Source organism: Neorhizobium petrolearium (genome assembly GCF_017873175.1).
Taxonomy (GTDB): domain Bacteria; phylum Pseudomonadota; class Alphaproteobacteria; order Rhizobiales; family Rhizobiaceae; genus Neorhizobium; species Neorhizobium petrolearium.
The window spans coordinates 381,393-397,560 of record NZ_JAGGJW010000003.1; the positions used below are offsets into that span (position 1 = coordinate 381,393).

A 16,168-nucleotide genomic window follows, 5' to 3' on the forward strand; every position below is an offset into this window, starting at 1 on the left:
AGCCAAACTTAAGTCACCGTCCGACCTTTCGATCACACTTGACACATTGGGACTTCTCTCTCAACTGTCGGCACTTCCCATATGCTGCGGAGCCAATCCTGAATGCTTGATACCACACATTCTTCCAAGCTCATGGCTGCTATTCGCGCGAAGACCGCAAAGGCGGGAGTGATCGGGCTCGGTTACGTTGGATTGCCGCTTGCCATGGCCTTTTCCCGTGCCGGCTTCGAGGTCATGGGCTTCGATATCGATCCCGGCAAAATTGTCGCCATCGACGAGAATCGCAGCTATATCGAGGCTGTGCCTAGTGAAGTCCTCGCCGTGGAGCGCGAGGCCGGTCGCTTCGCCGCGACATGCGATTTCGACCTCCTCGGCGACTACGACATCATTGCGATTTGCGTGCCGACGCCGTTGACTGCCAATCGCGATCCGGATCTCTCCTTCGTGGAGAAGACTGCACGCTCCATCGCTGCTACGTTGCGCCCCGGTCAGCTCATCGTTTTGGAATCCACCACCTATCCGGGCACGACCGACGAAATCGTCAAACCTATTCTGGAAGCGAAGGGCCTGACCAGCGGCATCGATTTCTACCTCGGCTATTCGCCGGAGCGGGAAGACCCCGGCAACCGGAATTTCCAGACTTCCACCATCCCCAAAGTGGTTTCAGGCGACGGCGACATTGCCAGCGCATTGATGTCGGCCTTCTACGGCTGCATTGTGAGTTCCGTCGTGCCCGTCTCCAGCAACGCCACAGCCGAGGCCGTCAAACTCACGGAGAATATCTTCCGGGCTGTCAACATCGCGCTCGTGAACGAATTGAAGCTCGTTTACGAAGCAATGGGAATAGACATCTGGGAGGTGATCGAAGCAGCAAAAACAAAGCCCTTCGGCTTCATGCCTTTCTATCCCGGCCCCGGTCTGGGGGGACATTGCATTCCCATCGACCCCTTTTACCTGACCTGGAGATCCCGCCAGTTCGAACAGCCGACGCGCTTCATCGAACTCGCAGGCGAAATCAATACGGCAATGCCCCGTCATGTGGTCAGCAGGCTTGCTGAAGCGCTCGACATGCGGTCAGGAAAGGCGCTCAGCCGGTCAAATGTGCTGATCATTGGGCTTGCCTACAAGAAGAACGTCCCGGATATCCGGGAAAGCCCGTCACTTCGCCTGATTGAGCTGATTGAGGCACGCGGCGGGAAAGCATCGTTTTACGATCCTCACGTAGCCGAGATTCCCTCAACTCGGGAGCATACAGCGCTTCGTGGTCGGAAAACGGTAACGTGGAATGAGCAGACGGTTCGCGCCTTCGATGCAGTGGTTGTCGCGACCGATCACGATGCGGTCGACTATGCGGCGCTTGCGGAATGGTCGACGCTGATCATCGACACCCGAAATATCTTCACCCGCTGCGGAATTGCGTCAGAAGCAATCGTAAAGGCCTAGGTCACAATATGAGCCGCTTGGATATTTTTATAAGCCGCATGATCGCGCAGCGCGATATCCTGAATTATATCCAGGCTAACGGCCTATTGCCTGGGGCCGGTGCAGTGCTCGAGGTCGGCCTCGGCAATGGCCGCAGCTACAGCCATCTTCGAGAACTGTTTCCCAACCGGCGGATCATAGCATTCGACCGCCATCTCGGGGCACACCGGACAGTTCTACCGGAACCGGAAGATTTCGTCATGGGGGAAATTCGAGAAACTGCGACCGGTTTTATCGGCTTCGATGCGGCACTCGCGCATGCGGATATTGGCACCGGATATCCGGAAAAGGACGCGATCATCATCACGTGGCTGCCGGAACTGATGGCTGGAATGCTGATTTCCGGCGGCATTGCAGTCAGCGGGCTTCCGCTCGATCATCCGCATCTCCGTCCGCTTCCACGGCTACCTTCGGTGGAAGAGGGGCGGTATTTCTTCTATCAACGCGCCTGAAACGCGCCCAACTCATCAGTTGGCGTTGGATGGAAAGTGTTCAAACAAACTGATGAGCTTTGACGGTATCCAGTTCGTCGGCCGTGTGCCGAAGCCGCTCCGCAAGCGTGCGGGTCACCCGCATCGTCATGTTCGGGCTGTCGTGGATGATCCGCGAGAAACAATCCTTGTTGATCTTGAGAGCCTCTACATGCGTGAGTGCCTTGGCGGTATTGGTGCGCTCGCCCTCGCAAAGGAGGCATATTTCGCCGACCACTGAATTAACGCCATTCTCGCGAATTTTCGTCTGGCCCGTGGGTGTCTCGAGCACGGTTTCCACTGTACCGCTGAGAATGACATAAGCAGAGTCGCCGCCATCGCCCTGCTTGAAAAGTTTCTGCCCCGGCTCGTAGCTCACGCGTTCGGACGCAAAGGCCAAGAGTTTCAGTTTGCAACCATCAAGGTCTGCAAAATAGGGCAACTTCTTCAGTAACTGCACTTCCTCACATAGCAACATCGCCGCCACCAATCGGATGCTATCAGATGATCGTTAGGCCACCAGTGCCTTGAATATACCACTTTCTTCCCGAAGTGTCTCGTACAAACCATCCTCCACAATTTCGCCGTTGTCAAACATAACCACTCTTTCAAACAATTTGGAAAGAGAAATGTTCGACAAGACCCATACGATTGTCGGATTGTTCTCCTGCTGGCGCAGATAGGTCAGGACATCGCTCACAATCTCCTCCTGCAAACGCCTTTCCTGGCCAGGCAGGGGCTTGTTGAAGATATAGAAATCCGAGCGGCGGATAAGGGCACGTGCCAAATTGAGCTTCTGCCGCTGAACCAGCGTCAACCGCCGGCCACCAGCACCGATGTCGAACTCCAACCCGACGCGCAGGAGCTGATGATAAAAGCCACGTTCCCGCGAGACTCTCGCTGCTATATTTCGGATTTCACTCGGAGCATCGGCATTTCGGTTGGCGATCTTGCCGAACAGGATGTTTTCCTGAAGGGTCGCATAGGACATATACGCATCTGGATCGTAATGCTCGATCAGTCCTCTGAGATGGGCCGGCAGCTCGGCGAAGAAAATCTCGCGTGCGCCGACGATCTTCTCTCTGAGATCATCGTGCAGAACGCCAAGGCGGTATCGCGGTTCGATATATTCGAGCGTCAACCGCACCACTGCGCGCTCCTCCTCCGCCGAGAGGGCATGGGAGCGGCGCGTTCCCAGCTTCTGCAATATCTGTTGGTAATAGACGATATCGTCAGCAGTGAGGAACGGCACCTGGTTGAAGAAGGGGTGATCGGGGGGAAGACCGGAAAAGATTTCCACCATATTGCCGGCAATGGTGAGGCCTGTATCGACGAAAGCTCTGAGAAGACCAACCTTGGCCAGCGCGGTATAGAAGTGGTCACTGTCGAGCAGGGCGCTCGTCTTGTCGAGCGGCTGCAAGGTCTTGCCGAACAGCAGATTCTCTCCCACCGTCGCCTCTTTATTGTAGACTTGAGGCTCGAACGGCACGATCAGGCCAGAGCGGCCCGTGCTGCGTATCTCGTTGTGAAGCGCATGACGCATCGCAACAACGTCAGCCACAAGCTGAGGATTTGATTGCGCATCCAGCGTGGAATGGAGCGCGAACTGTAGGATATCATCAGTCAGTTGCACCTTGTCGAGAGCGGCGAGGAGCGAATTCTTTATGTCACTCTTATCGCCATTATCGCTGATTGATGTCGTTCGGTGATCAACCCAGCTGGCTCGAACGTCGAAATCCGGATTGGAAGCCATTTGGGCTTCGCGAATTTCCCAGCGCCGTTGGTTCGCGGCATCTCCCTCATATTGGGCAGGCTCCACGGGGGCATGTTTCAAACCGTAAAGAAGATTGTCCTTGAGGCTTCCGTGGAAGAAGTAAGTGTCCGCCGATACGTAGGAGACGCGCCTTCCCGCGATCGATTCCGGAAGTTCCAGAATGTCATGGTCACCCAGGCAAATCTTGCCTGACGTCGGCCAGACCTGCCGCCCAAAAGCTTCCGCCAATGCCTCCGCGCCACGCCCGATGTTGTCGGCCATGGCCACAGACTCCCCTCGCGCCAGCCGGATCGACGCACCATTTAATACCCTGACGCCGCCTTCGTCCTCTATGACCAGATTTATCGCGGCCAGTTGTTCGCCGCTATATGGTTGACCTACGGAGGCAATTGCATGGGTCGCCGGGTCGATCAGATCATCAAACTCGAAATAGTCCCGGACCTGCTCGTACTTCACCTGCACATCCTGGCGCGCCTGATCCCAGTCGATCAGCTCCTTGAGCGGGCTTGGAAGATCCTTGTAAGCATTAATAACGGCGACAAGCTGACCGACGTCCAGCGATCCCCGCAACGCGAAGTAGCCGCCGATGAGATAGAAAAAGAAGGGCGTCAGCTGCGCAAGGAAGTTGTTCAGAAATTTGACGAGAAACTTCCACTGGTAGATGTCATAGCGGATCTTGAAGATCTGACCAAGTCGATTGGCGACATCCGCACGCTCATAGTTTGAAGTATCATAAGCATGGATAGTACCAATGCCTTCCACGACTTCGCCCACCTTGCCAGCCAGATGCCTGGCGGTAATCTGCCGCTGGCGGCCGAGTTCGATCAAGCGCCGGCGCATCCTTGGGATAACGATCACCTGCACAAGCACCATGACTGCAGCGACCAGTCCGAGCCAGAAACTCTGGAGCAATATGAACAGCATTGCTGCCACGGCCTGACCGCCCAGCATAGCGGGCTGAACGAAGGCATCGCCGGTGAAGCCGCCGAAAGGTTCCACCTCATCCTTGATCATACTGGCGATTTCGGCGCCGTGGATATTCTTGATGCGGCGCGGCGGAAAGCGCAGCACCCGATCGAAGAGTTCAAAGCGGATGCGGCGGAGCAAGCGCTCGCCAAGCCGCCCCTTGTAGGTATTGATATAATATTTGAAGAAATTATTGATAATGACCAGCGACAGAAACCCGCCGCTCAAAGCAACCAGTGTCTGCATACGCCCGAGCTGGAAACCTTCAAATGTATAGATCGATCCGAGCAGCGGCAGATTTATTTCAAATTCCATAAAAGGTTGGGTCGCATTCGGAGTCTCGAACCCCGCACCCTGGATAGGACCATTGATGATCTGCTTTGGCAGATCGAGCGACAAAAAATAGGGTATCATTGAAACCAATACGACAATCAGGACCCAGATCTGCTGAGGCCGGGTATGGTTCCAAATGTAGCGAAGCAGATTCTTTTCCATTATTTCTTCACAAGTACGCTAAAACCGGGTCCGGGTTGTGTATCCCCTGGCTAACTTTGCTGATGCGCGTTGCAGGCCAAATGATGGGGCGCAGAAATCAAGTTCAAATTGCGTAAGAAAACCCCATTCACGCGTTTGTGGCGGCTCCCCCAGTCAATTCCTCGAATCTAATATAGTATGCGAGCCTCGGGGTTCCATCAATTGGATTCGCAGGCGCGACATTTTTTGGATTTCCTCGACGTTTCCGCCCCTGCCTTGCCACGATCATCGATCGACGTGGCCCGGCATCCGAAGACTGGATCGGAGATTCGATGGGCGGGCGCAGATGGCCATAGGAAGGTCGCACCCACCGCCGCGATACGCATGGTCCGAAATCGGCTAACGATTGACTATCCGGCAGTATTCCGCTTGCTTTAAAACATCTTCGCAATTCGGCGAACGAATGAAATCGTCATAGTAAAGCGACCAGACATCAGGAGCGCCATCGCGATACGGGCCGAATTTGAAATATTGGTTATTTCCGAGGCCTCCATCGGAATGGCCAATCGAACCTTTTACCGAAACGATCCATTTGCCGTTTGCAAAAACCTCAAGATGACCGGTGCCATTGGGTCCCGGTTTGGAGAGCACCGCGAAATAAATCCAGCCTGAAGCGGGCTCCGGTATGACGTTGCCTCGCTCGGTAACTGAGATTTTCTCCGTGCAACTTGTAAACCGATCCGCATCGACCGCTTTCCAATCCGGCGGCCGTACCACAAGTGCGCGCATTTGATTTGTTTCGGGCCGGAGCCATACGGGTGTCGCGCCATCGGGGCATACCCCATTCCGCGGTGAGCTCACGAGGTCCGGGTGGTAGTTCGTTTCAACAGTTACGAAAATCTTGCCGCCACTGAAGCGGAACGCCAGATACGGGCTGAAATCGCCCTGTGCCTTCGGTCCGATTTCCCTCTTCCACTGGGCGATAAGATAGCGGTGGTCATCTGTTGGAATAGGGTCTGCAAATTTGACCGCAAACCCATACCAAACGGGAATCTCATAAGGGACGCGCAACGGCGTCCTTTCCCAAATCTCTGCCCGCTCGCTGCAGCCTGGATCGCTGGCCGGGCACAGGGAACGGACGCTCAACTTCAGTGCACCAGAGCCGCTGCGCCTGACCTTGCTCTGAAATTCAGCCGTACCAGCGGCTTGTTCGCTGTTTTCCCGATAGTAGAGGCCGCCTTCCTCGGTAAAACCCGACGAGTCGAACCCGTCGTGCAATATCCGCGAAGCCGAGTCCTTAGCCTGGGCTGCCGGGAAACCCAAGCAGGAGATCAGCATCGATGCTGCGATCAATATTCCTCGAAGATGCTCGGCCATGAAACCCCACCTGCTCCATCGTCGCGATTTATTTGAGCAAACCCCTTCAGAAAGCAAGATGAAACACTGGATCGTGATGGGAAATAGGGCTCAGGAGGACGTGTTTGACGAGAAATCTCCGGCCGGACAGCAGCCCGTGAGACATACTGAAAGTGTGTGCGATCTTGGACGATGTCCGGCTCTGGTGCATTCTGCATGAACGGGAGAGGAGCCGTTGATCTCAGCGAGAGAATCTGCGAGCGCCGGCAACGCAGAGAACAGTGGCAAGCGTAGCGACGACCATCATGGCGCTCACCTCTTCATGCAGAAGACCGGAGGCCAACAACAGGCCGAAGAACGGTTGAAGCAGTTGCAACTGCCCCACAGCCGCAATGCCTCCCAGTGCGAGACCGCGATACCAGAACACAAAGCCGACGAGCATGCTGAAGATGGACACATAGGCAAGCCCGATCCACGAAGCGCTCCCGATGCCTTGCCAGGTATCCGGAAGAGTCGTCAGGGCAAATGCCGCCATAAGCGGCAGCGCGAGGATCAAGGCCCAGGAAATTACCTGCCATCCCCCCAAAGTCCGCGAAAGTTTCGCACCCTCGGCATAGCCGAGCCCGCAGATGACGATCGCAGCGAACATCAACAGGCCACCTGTGACCGATACCTCTCCGCCAAATGTCAGAGCAAAACCGGTCACTATGACGCTGCCCAGCCCTGAGAACAGCCAGAAGAACGGATTGGGATGCTCCCCGCCTCGCAGGACTCCGAAGATGGCGGTCGCAAGAGGAAGAAGGCCAATGAATACGATCGAATGAGCTGACGTGATGTATTGCAGCGCCAGCGCCGTCAGCAGCGGAAAACCGATGACGACGCCAATCGCGACCACCGCGAGCGACAGGAGATCGCCAAAGGCCGGCCGGGGCTGACGAAGGGTAAAAAGGAGCGCTGCTCCAAACATTGCGGCAATTACCGCTCGAGCCGATGTCAGGAACAGCGGAGAAAAATCCGCCACCGCGACACGCGTCGCCGGGAGCGACCCGCTGAATATGATGACACCGAGGAGCCCGCTGCCCCAGCCTTCCATGGACGTCTTCATGGCACCTCACCTTTGCCCCGTCTGATACGCGCGAAACACTGGCGGAAACAGATACAGATCAGTACGATTTCGAATAACTGTATCAGTGTGCAGGACAATACAATTCTTGGAGGCAGACCATGCCGCGCAATCACGCGGGAAACCGGACATCGCAAGTCATGACGGCAATACGAACCAAGATTGCCGCCCGCACACTTGCGCCGGGAGACCGCCTTCCTTCGATCCGAGGTTTTGCAGCCGCCATGGGCGTGTCACCTTCCACTGTGGTCGAAGCCTATGATCGTCTTGCTGCGGTAGGATTGATCCGGGCCCAACGAGGCTCCGGTTTTTATGTCTCCAACAATGCTTTGCCACCACTGAAGCTGGCCGAGACGGAATCGCCGCAGACAAGGGCCGTCGATCCATTCTGGGTTTCGCGGCAGTCGCTTGATTCCGATGCCACGGTGTTGAAACCCGGTTGCGGCTGGCTTCCTGCTGACTGGATGCCGAATGACGCACTGAGGCGGGCCATCCGAAGCCTGGCGCGAAGCGACGACGACCTCCTTGCGTATTACGGCAGAACACGTGGCTCCCTGCAGTTGCGGCATCTCATGCTGGCCCGTTTTGCAGTGGAAGGTATCCAAGCCACGCCGGATCAATTGATGCTGACAAGTACGGGAACTCAGGCTCTTGACCTGATCTGTCGCTTCCTACTTCGTCCAGGCGACACCGTCATGATCGACGATCCCTGCTACTTCAATTTCCAGGCACTGCTGAAAGCCCATCAGGTGAAGATCATCGGCGTGCCTTACACGCCATCAGGCCCCGACGTTACGGCATTCGAAACTCTGCTAAGCGCCGAACGGCCGCGGGTCTATATCACCAATTCCGCGCTTCACAACCCGACGGGCGCGACGCTTTCGCCCCAGATCGCCCATCGTCTGCTGAACGCTGCGGCACGCCATGAAACGGCGATCATTGAGGACGACATCTTCGCCGATTTCGAGCCGGAACCGTCATCACGGTTGGCGGCGCTGGACGGATTGAACCGCGTCATCCGCATCGGCAGTTTCTCCAAGACGTTGTCGGCTTCGATACGCTGCGGATACATTGCATCTCGCCCCGATTGGATCGAGGGACTCCTGGATCTGCAGGTCGCCACCAACTTCGGGGGGCCTAGTCCGATCTGTACTGAACTGATCACCCACGTTCTGGGAGGCGGCAGCTATCGCAAGCATATGGAAGAGCTGCGGCAGAAGCTCGTCCGGGCGCGCCGTGAGGCCGTGGATAAACTGCACCGGCTCGGCATCAAGCCCTGGCTTTCACCGCGGGGCGGTTTTTATCTTTGGTGTCAACTTCCAGATGGCCTGGATTCTACGCAGATCGCACAAATCGCACTTGCCGAGAACGTTATCCTGGCCCCCGGCAACGTGTTCAGTGTATCGCAAAGTGCCGGCCGTTTCATGCGCTTCAACGTGGCCCACACACTGGATCTGCGCGTTCATCGAATCCTTGAAGATGTGCTGCGGAAGGCTGGTCAATAAATTGTCAGTCTGCCTCACCGCCAACGTCAACGACCCCTTCTCCGCCCCGGATCAACGAAGCGGGTGCGGCCGACGCCCGTTCATCTCCATAGACCATGCAGCTCAGGCAATGCCAAGCCCCCTTGCGTAATATTGAAAACCTGTTAAACGTTTCACAGTTAAACGTTTAACATCGAGGATGCGGTGGCACGCAGACGAGCAACATTGAAGGAAGTCGCGGAACGGGCGGGGGTCTCGATTGCCACCGTCTCGAACGTCTTCAGCGGCCGCAAGCCGGTGAATGATGATTTGCGCGAGAGGGTCGAAAAGGCAGCAAGAGAACTTTCCTTCCAAATCGACAGGGCGGCCTCGCAGCTAAAATCCGGAAAGGCCAGGGTTGTCGGCGTGCTGGTGCCGGATCTCGATGATACGTTCTTCACCTCGCTCATCTCGCGCATCGAGGTGATGGCTCTGAAGGACGGCTATGATGTCATTGTTGCAAGCTCGCGTGATGACCGGCAGTTGGAGGAGTCACGGCTGCACACACTGCTCGGCTGGCGGCCTTCGGGCATTATTGCTGTGCCGTGCTCGGATACGGTGCCGGATATTCTCGTCCGCGAAGTAGTGCATTTGCCGACCGTGCTGGTCGACCGCGTAATCGCGCAGGAAGCCGTCGCCGACACGGTGACGATCGACAATTTCGAGGCGGGCGAGATCGCCGGCCGCTATCTGGTCGAGATGGGTCATTCCGACATCGTGCTGGCGGCATCAGATCTGGATGTCGCGCCGATCCGCGAACGCGTCCGTGGTGCCGTTTCGATCGTGCAGAAGCTGACCGGCAAGGAGCCGGAGGCAGTTGCGCTGGGTTCGAATGCCGAGCGCGGCGCCGAACTCTTCGCCCATTGGCTCGAGCGGCATCCGCTGCCGTCAGCGGTCTTTGCACTCACGAACGTCACGACGCTTGCCGTCCTGACCGCACTTGCCCGGCAGAAGATCGATATTCCCGATCAGATCTCGATCATCGGCTTCGACGACTACACCTGGATGAGCGCCCGCAAGACGGCACTGACCGCGATCCGCCAGCCGGTGGACGACATTGCCCGCGTTGCATGGGAGCGGCTGCTGTTGCGCATGGAGGGAGACGTCTCCGAACCGACGCCGAGTATTCTGCACACCAGCCTGCAGGTTCGGGATTCAACCCGCCGACTGGTGCAGCCGGCAGATGGTGAAACGGCTCAGGGGACCGGCGAGCCGCCGGCCGGAAATGCCGCGGAGGAGCGGCCGAACAGCATCCATTAGGCGCGTGAGGAGAGTGCGCGCCGCACTGAAATGCCCGCATGGGAGGGACTTTTTTGCGTCTGAACAAGATTACCGAAGCGCTGCCATTCCTCGCGCCGGTACAGATACTGATCCTCAGTGTCATCGTCATTCCGTCGCTCTATGTCGTGTGGCTGAGCCTCAACGCGTCCAGCTTCGGGCAGTCGGCGACCTTCGTAGGGCTCGATAACTACATCAGGGTGCTCACCGATCCCGCCTTTCTGCTGGCGCTTGGCAATACGGTCTTGATCGTCATCTTCGCCGTGCATCTGGAACTGGCACTCGGGCTTGGAATGGCACTGCTTTTTGCAAGCGGCCTGCCCTTCCGGCGCGTCCTGCTCGTCGCTGTACTGGCGCCTTATGCCGTGAGCGAAGTCATCGCGGTTGCCATGTGGCGCTTCCTCTTCGACCCCGACGTCGGTCCGGTCACGGCCATGCTGACCTGGCTCGGCCTGCCGATGCTCGACTGGTCCTTCGAGCCGTCGCATGCGCTCATTATGATCGGTCTCCTGACGATCTGGCTGCACCTGCCCTTTACCTTCATCATCCTTTATGCGGCGCGTCTGGCGATCCCGAAGGATCTTTACGAGGCCGCGCGCATCGACGGTGCCACCGCCTTCGATGCCTTCCGCAGAGTGACAATACCGCTTCTCGGTCCGGCAATCGTGGTAGCGTTGCTCTTCCGCTACATCTTCGCCTTCCGCATTTTTTCGGAGGTCTGGCTGATGACCCAGGGCGGACCTGCCCGCTCGACCGAAGTGGTCGCGGTCTACCTCTACCAGGAGGCTTTCAGCTTCAACGCTTTCGGTACGGCAGCCGCCACCGCCTGGATCATGGTGCTCGCGTCGCTGCTTCTTGCGACCGGTTATGTGTTCCTTCTTCGCAAGCAGGTGGCCGGCAATGTGCACTGACAAGCTCGCCATCGGCCTCGGAAAAACGGTCGCAGTCGCGGTGATTCTCGTGTGGTCGCTCTTCCCGATCACCTTCATCCTCATGTCGTCCTTCAAGCCGGGACAGGACATTTTCGCGGTACCGCCGAAATTTGTCTTCTCGCCGACCATCCAGCACTATGTCGAACTCTGGAACGGCTGGGGCGTGTTCTTCGGCGGACTTTTAAACAGCACCATCATCACGGCAGGCGCTACCGTTCTCGCAATCACCACCAGCACGGCGGCCGGGTATGTCTATTCGCGCTACAGCAGCCGGATGCTGAATGCGAGCGTGATGTTCCTGATCATCGTACGCCTCATCCCACCGATCGTCGTGACATTGCCGCTCTTCCCGATCATCAACGCGATCGGCTTGAACGATACGCATATCGTCCTGATGGTGCTCTACGCGACCTTCTTCGTGTCACTCGGCACGGTGCTGATGCGCACGTTCATCGATCAGATCCCGCGCGAACTGGATGAGGCGGCGCAGATCGACGGCGCGGGGCGTCTCACGATCCTTCGGCGGGTCATTGTGCCGCTTGCTGCACCGGGCATCCTGGCGGTGGCTGTCTTCGTTGTCGTGTTCGCCTGGAACGAATTCCTGTTCGCCTTCATTTTCACCGCGACGCGAGCCAAGACCGCACCGCTGGTAATCTCCGAAATGATCGGATCGATCGACGGGGTCGACTGGGGCGTCCTGTTTGCCGCATCCACCGTTCAGCTCATCCCCGTTCTGCTCTTCGTCATCTTCATGAACCGCTATCTGGTGGCCGGCCTGACTGCCGGCGCGACCAAAGGCTGATCACTGTCTGAAAGGGAGGAAAATCATGTCAGACAAGGTATTCACGAACATTACACGTCGCGGGTTTCTCGGGACCTCGCTGGGAGGAGCGGCCATGTTAGCCGCCGGGCCATCCTTTGCCGTCGGCAAGACGCTCAACGTCCTGAGCCACAAGGTGCACCAGACCGTGCTCGGCTCCGGCTCCGGCGACGGCGATCTCCTGAAGGATTGGCGTACCGGCAATGATGCGGAGATCGTCTGGACGACATTCGACTCCAACCCGTTGCAGGATCGCCTCTTCCGCGAGGCGAGCCTCAATACTACCGACTTCAATGTCGGCTACATCGTCGATAACCGGCCGACCAAGCAGATCGCGGCCATGTTCGAGCCTCTCGACAGCTACCTGGAGAAGGATGCGATCGAGGACTTCGGCGACATCGCTCCAGGTCTCGTCCAAGGCATGACCGTTGATGGCAAGCTGATCGGCATTCCGGTCCGCCACGCGACGCAGGGCCTATTCTACAACGAGGCGCTTCTGGAAGAGCAGGGCATCAGCGCGCCGCCGACCACGCTGGAGGAACTGGTTGAGCAGGCCCAGAAGCTCACCTTTACCTCCAAGGCCGGCACACCGGTTGCGGGTATGGTTCTCGCGAGCGACCTCGCCGTCTTCCCGGTCATGTTCGCACGTGCTTTCGGCGGTGATTTCATCAACGCGAAATTCGAGCTGCTGCCGAACCCCGAAGCGATGGAAAAGGGCCTGACGGTTCTGCGAAAGATGTTCGAGAGTGGTGCCCTGCCACGCAGCTATGCGACTACCAAGAACGATGACCAGGTAACCTGGCTGCAGCAGGGCCGGGCCGCCTTTACGGTGCTGCCCTTCGCCCGAAATGCGCAATTGAACAACAAGGAACAGAGCAAGTTCCCAGGCAAGATCAAGGCGATCGAGTTCCCGATTTCGAGCGATCTCAAGGGCAAGGTGCCGATGTCTTCTATCGTCGAGGCCTGGGGCATGGTCATCCCGGCTAATTCCAAGGACAAAGAACTATCCTGGAAGTTCATCAAGGAGGTCTCCAGCAAGCGCGTGACGCTTGGCATGGCCAGGAACGGCAACGGCCCGGTACGCGTCTCGACCTATGCGGACCAGTCTTTCGTGAATAATCCGGTTGCCGCCGTCGAGGCCGAGGTCCTGAAGAATGCCCGCGGCGCCTTCCCGCCTTTCCCGGAAGCGGCGCGCGCTCAGTCGATCTTTCTCGAAGAGGTGCAACTCGCCGTCCTCGGCCGCAAGGAGATCAAGGAAGCGGTCGCCTCCATCGCCACGCGCGTGAAACCGCTCCTGCAGGCCTGAAGTTTCTAATCACCGTCCGGGCGTTCTACGCCCGGACGGGCGATATCGCCGGAACCGCCACGAATGACACGGACCTTCGGGTCCACTCCCACGAAAGAGACCAGGACAATGCCGAACACTACCATTCGATCAATCCAGGAGCCGGCCCGGGCAACACCCGTCATGGCCGAATATGACGTGCTCGTCGTGGGCGGCGGGCCGTCCGGTCTGACGTCTGCGCTTGCTGCTGCCGAAGACGGGCTGAGGGTCGGATTGATCGAAAGCCGCAGCTTCGTCGGCGGCAACATGACGATCGGTCTGCCGGTACTCGGTTTCCTCGGTCAGAAGGGCAACCAGATCATCGAAGGCCTGCCGCAGAAATTCATCGACCGGCTGAAGCTTCGTAACGCCGCAAGCGAGCACCGGCCCTGCCCGTTGCATATGGGCATCACCCTCGTCGAGCCGGAGGCCGTCAAGACCGTTGCGCTCGAAATGTTGACGGAAGCCGGCGTCGAAGTGCTATTTTACACCTTTTGCGCTGGCGTGATTATGGACGGCGATACGATCCGCGGCGTCATCACCGAGAGCAAGAGCGGCCGTGGCGCGATCCTCGGCAAGGTGGTCATCGATTGCACGGGGGATGCCGATGTCGCCTACCGCGCAGGCGTGCCTTGTGAAAAGGGCAATGCCCATGGCGGTATGCAACCTCCTACATTGATGTTCTGCCTCGCCGGCGTCGATACCGAGAAGCTTCGCCTCAGCATCGCCAACCAGCCGCCACAGGCGCGCACTTATCTGACCGATTTCATTCCGGCAGAATATTTTGGCCAGAACAACCAGTTCATCATCGTCGGCCTGCGCGAGCTGATTGCCAGGGCGCAGACGGAAATGGGGCTCAAGATCCCCAATGAACGCACGATCATTATCACGGGCCTCAAAGCTGGCGAGGTCTGGATCAACATGACCCGCGTCAAGGGCGTCGACGGAACCGAGGCGGAAAGCCTGACGATGGGGGAGATCGAGGCCCGCGGGCAGATCGACGACATCGTCACCTACCTCATCAATTACGTGCCAGGCTTCGAGAACGCCTATTTCACGAAGACGGCACCATTCCTCGGTATTCGTGAGACGCGCCGTATCATCGGCGAATATGTTATGACGCAGGAAGACGTGCTCGCCTGCCGCCACTTCGATGATGCGATTGCGGTGGCGAGCTACCCCATCGACATTCACCGCCCTGCCGATGACGGCTGCACACTCATCTGGTGCGGTGACTGCTACGATATCCCCTATCGCTCATTGATCCCGACAAAGGTGAACAACCTGATCGTTGCCGGTCGGGCAATCTCCACCACCCACGAGGCAATGGGCGCGATCCGCGTCATGGCCACCTGCATGGCAATGGGCGAGGCAGCCGGCCGCGCGGCAAAGATTTCCGTCCGCGGCAATCGCGCACCGGCGGATATCGATGTGAAGGAACTCCGCCGTCAGTTGATCGCCAAAGGTGCTTATCTGCGCACCAGGGACAGCGCCGAACGGGCGCGCGAGCTGGAAGACGCTTAACGTCGCGGCTCGACGCAGAATGCGAAGGAAGTGAGGAAGCATGGCAAGTTTGCGCCTGGCCGGGCTCAGAAAAGATTTTGGTTCCGTCAACATCATCAAGGGTGTCGATCTTGAGATCGAGGACGGTGAATTCGTGGTTTTTGTCGGACCGTCCGGCTGTGGCAAATCCACTCTTCTGCGGATGATAGCGGGACTCGAGGACATATCGGGCGGTGATCTTTATATAGGTGGTCGGCTTTGCAACGACATTCCGCCGCGTGAACGCGGGATCGCCATGGTCTTCCAGTCATATGCACTCTATCCGCATATGACTGTGCACGAGAACATGGGTTTCGGTCTCTCCCTGAACAAGACACCGAAAGCCGAGCTGGATGCTCGGGTGCGGGAAGCTGCCCGAATTCTGAAAATGGAGCACCTGCTCGACCGCAAACCCAGCCAGTTGTCCGGCGGCCAGAGGCAGCGCGTGGCAATCGGCCGGGCAATCGTACGCAAGCCCGCAGTCTTTCTCTTCGATGAACCGCTTTCGAATCTCGACGCAGCGCTTCGGGTGGACATGCGCATGGAGCTTGCCAAGCTGCATCGCGATCTCGGTGCCACGATGATCTACGTCACCCATGATCAGGTCGAGGCGATGACGCTTGCGGACAAGATCGTGGTTCTCGACGGTGGTCTGGTCCAGCAGGTCGGTTCGCCGATGGAACTTTACAAGAAGCCCGCAAACAAATTCGTCGCAGGCTTCATCGGCGCGCCGAAGATGAATTTCCTTGCGGTAAAGGTGCAAGCTGCCCACGGAGGCACCGCAACCGTAGCGTCTGAGGCGATCTCGCCCATTCCGGTACGTGGCAAAGGGTTCGACAGCGGCGACAGCGCCTGGCTCGGGATCAGGCCGCAGTATCTGAAACCCGGCAGGGCGGCTGAAGGTGAGGGAGGCATCTGTGGAAAGATCGTGCTGATCGAGCGCCTGGGTACAGAGACAATCGTTGCGATCGAGACCCGAGCGAACGAGCGGGTGGTCGCCTCGATCCCTGTCGATATGGAACTAGCGTTCGACGACAACGCCGAGTTTCTCTTCAATCCATCTGCCGCGCATTTGTTTTCGTGATCGTCGGATGGACTGATCTA

General features: G+C 57.8%; 13 protein-coding genes. 9 read left to right on the forward strand and 4 right to left on the reverse strand.

What is annotated here, in order from left to right:
- The first annotated feature begins 102 nt into the window (after window positions 1-102).
- Together J2046_RS08005 and J2046_RS08010 are read left to right on the forward strand one after the other, a co-directional pair.
- Window positions 103-1,443 (forward strand): nucleotide sugar dehydrogenase, encoded by a 1,341-nt coding sequence (locus J2046_RS08005; protein WP_210050750.1) that lies wholly within the window; start codon window positions 103-105, stop codon window positions 1,441-1,443.
- A gap of 8 nt (window positions 1,444-1,451) precedes the next feature.
- Window positions 1,452-1,934: a class I SAM-dependent methyltransferase gene (locus J2046_RS08010; RefSeq protein WP_210050752.1), complete on the forward strand. Its 483-nt coding sequence runs from the start codon at window positions 1,452-1,454 to the stop codon at window positions 1,932-1,934.
- A gap of 40 nt (window positions 1,935-1,974) precedes the next feature.
- Here J2046_RS08010 and J2046_RS08015 read toward each other — a convergent pair whose 3' ends face one another.
- The 4 genes from J2046_RS08015 to J2046_RS08030 all read right to left on the reverse strand — a co-directional run bounded on the left by J2046_RS08015 (window position 1,975) and on the right by J2046_RS08030 (window position 7,627).
- Entirely contained in the window at window positions 1,975-2,430 is a 456-nt protein-coding gene (locus J2046_RS08015) for a cyclic nucleotide-binding domain-containing protein (protein WP_210050877.1), read from the reverse strand.
- Window positions 2,431-2,463: 33 nt separating this feature from the next.
- Window positions 2,464-5,187, reverse strand: a complete 2,724-nt coding sequence (locus J2046_RS08020; protein WP_210050754.1) for an ABC transporter ATP-binding protein — start codon at window positions 5,185-5,187, stop codon at window positions 2,464-2,466.
- 378 nt (window positions 5,188-5,565) lie between these two features.
- Entirely contained in the window at window positions 5,566-6,543 is a 978-nt protein-coding gene (locus J2046_RS08025) for a polysaccharide lyase (protein WP_210050756.1), read from the reverse strand.
- Between the two features lie 220 nt (window positions 6,544-6,763).
- Window positions 6,764-7,627, reverse strand: a complete 864-nt coding sequence (locus tag J2046_RS08030; RefSeq protein ID WP_210050758.1) for a DMT family transporter — start codon at window positions 7,625-7,627, stop codon at window positions 6,764-6,766.
- A 119-nt stretch (window positions 7,628-7,746) separates the two neighbouring features.
- On the opposite strand from J2046_RS08030, the gene J2046_RS08035 reads away from it, so the two are divergent.
- The 7 genes from J2046_RS08035 to J2046_RS08065 all read left to right on the forward strand — a co-directional run bounded on the left by J2046_RS08035 (window position 7,747) and on the right by J2046_RS08065 (window position 16,148).
- Entirely contained in the window at window positions 7,747-9,150 is a 1,404-nt protein-coding gene (locus J2046_RS08035) for an aminotransferase-like domain-containing protein (protein WP_210050760.1), read from the forward strand.
- Between the two features lie 183 nt (window positions 9,151-9,333).
- Window positions 9,334-10,428, forward strand: coding sequence for a LacI family DNA-binding transcriptional regulator (locus J2046_RS08040; protein ID WP_210050762.1), 1,095 nt, complete (start codon window positions 9,334-9,336; stop codon window positions 10,426-10,428).
- Window positions 10,429-10,481: 53 nt separating this feature from the next.
- On the forward strand, window positions 10,482-11,357 hold the full coding sequence (locus tag J2046_RS08045) for a carbohydrate ABC transporter permease (protein WP_233469611.1): 876 nt from the start codon (window positions 10,482-10,484) through the stop codon (window positions 11,355-11,357).
- Complete coding sequence (locus J2046_RS08050; protein WP_210050766.1) at window positions 11,347-12,180, forward strand: carbohydrate ABC transporter permease; 834 nt, start codon at window positions 11,347-11,349, stop codon at window positions 12,178-12,180. Before J2046_RS08045 ends, J2046_RS08050 begins: the two co-directional genes overlap by 11 nt.
- 25 nt (window positions 12,181-12,205) lie before the next feature.
- Window positions 12,206-13,504, forward strand: coding sequence for an ABC transporter substrate-binding protein (locus J2046_RS08055; RefSeq protein WP_210050768.1), 1,299 nt, complete (start codon window positions 12,206-12,208; stop codon window positions 13,502-13,504).
- A gap of 108 nt (window positions 13,505-13,612) precedes the next feature.
- Window positions 13,613-15,046, forward strand: coding sequence for an FAD-dependent oxidoreductase (locus J2046_RS08060; RefSeq protein WP_210050769.1), 1,434 nt, complete (start codon window positions 13,613-13,615; stop codon window positions 15,044-15,046).
- A 40-nt stretch (window positions 15,047-15,086) separates the two neighbouring features.
- The gene (locus J2046_RS08065; RefSeq protein ID WP_210050771.1) at window positions 15,087-16,148 is read left to right on the forward strand and encodes an ABC transporter ATP-binding protein; all 1,062 of its coding nucleotides are present in this window, start codon (window positions 15,087-15,089) and stop codon (window positions 16,146-16,148) included.
- Window positions 16,149-16,168 lie beyond the last annotated feature (20 nt).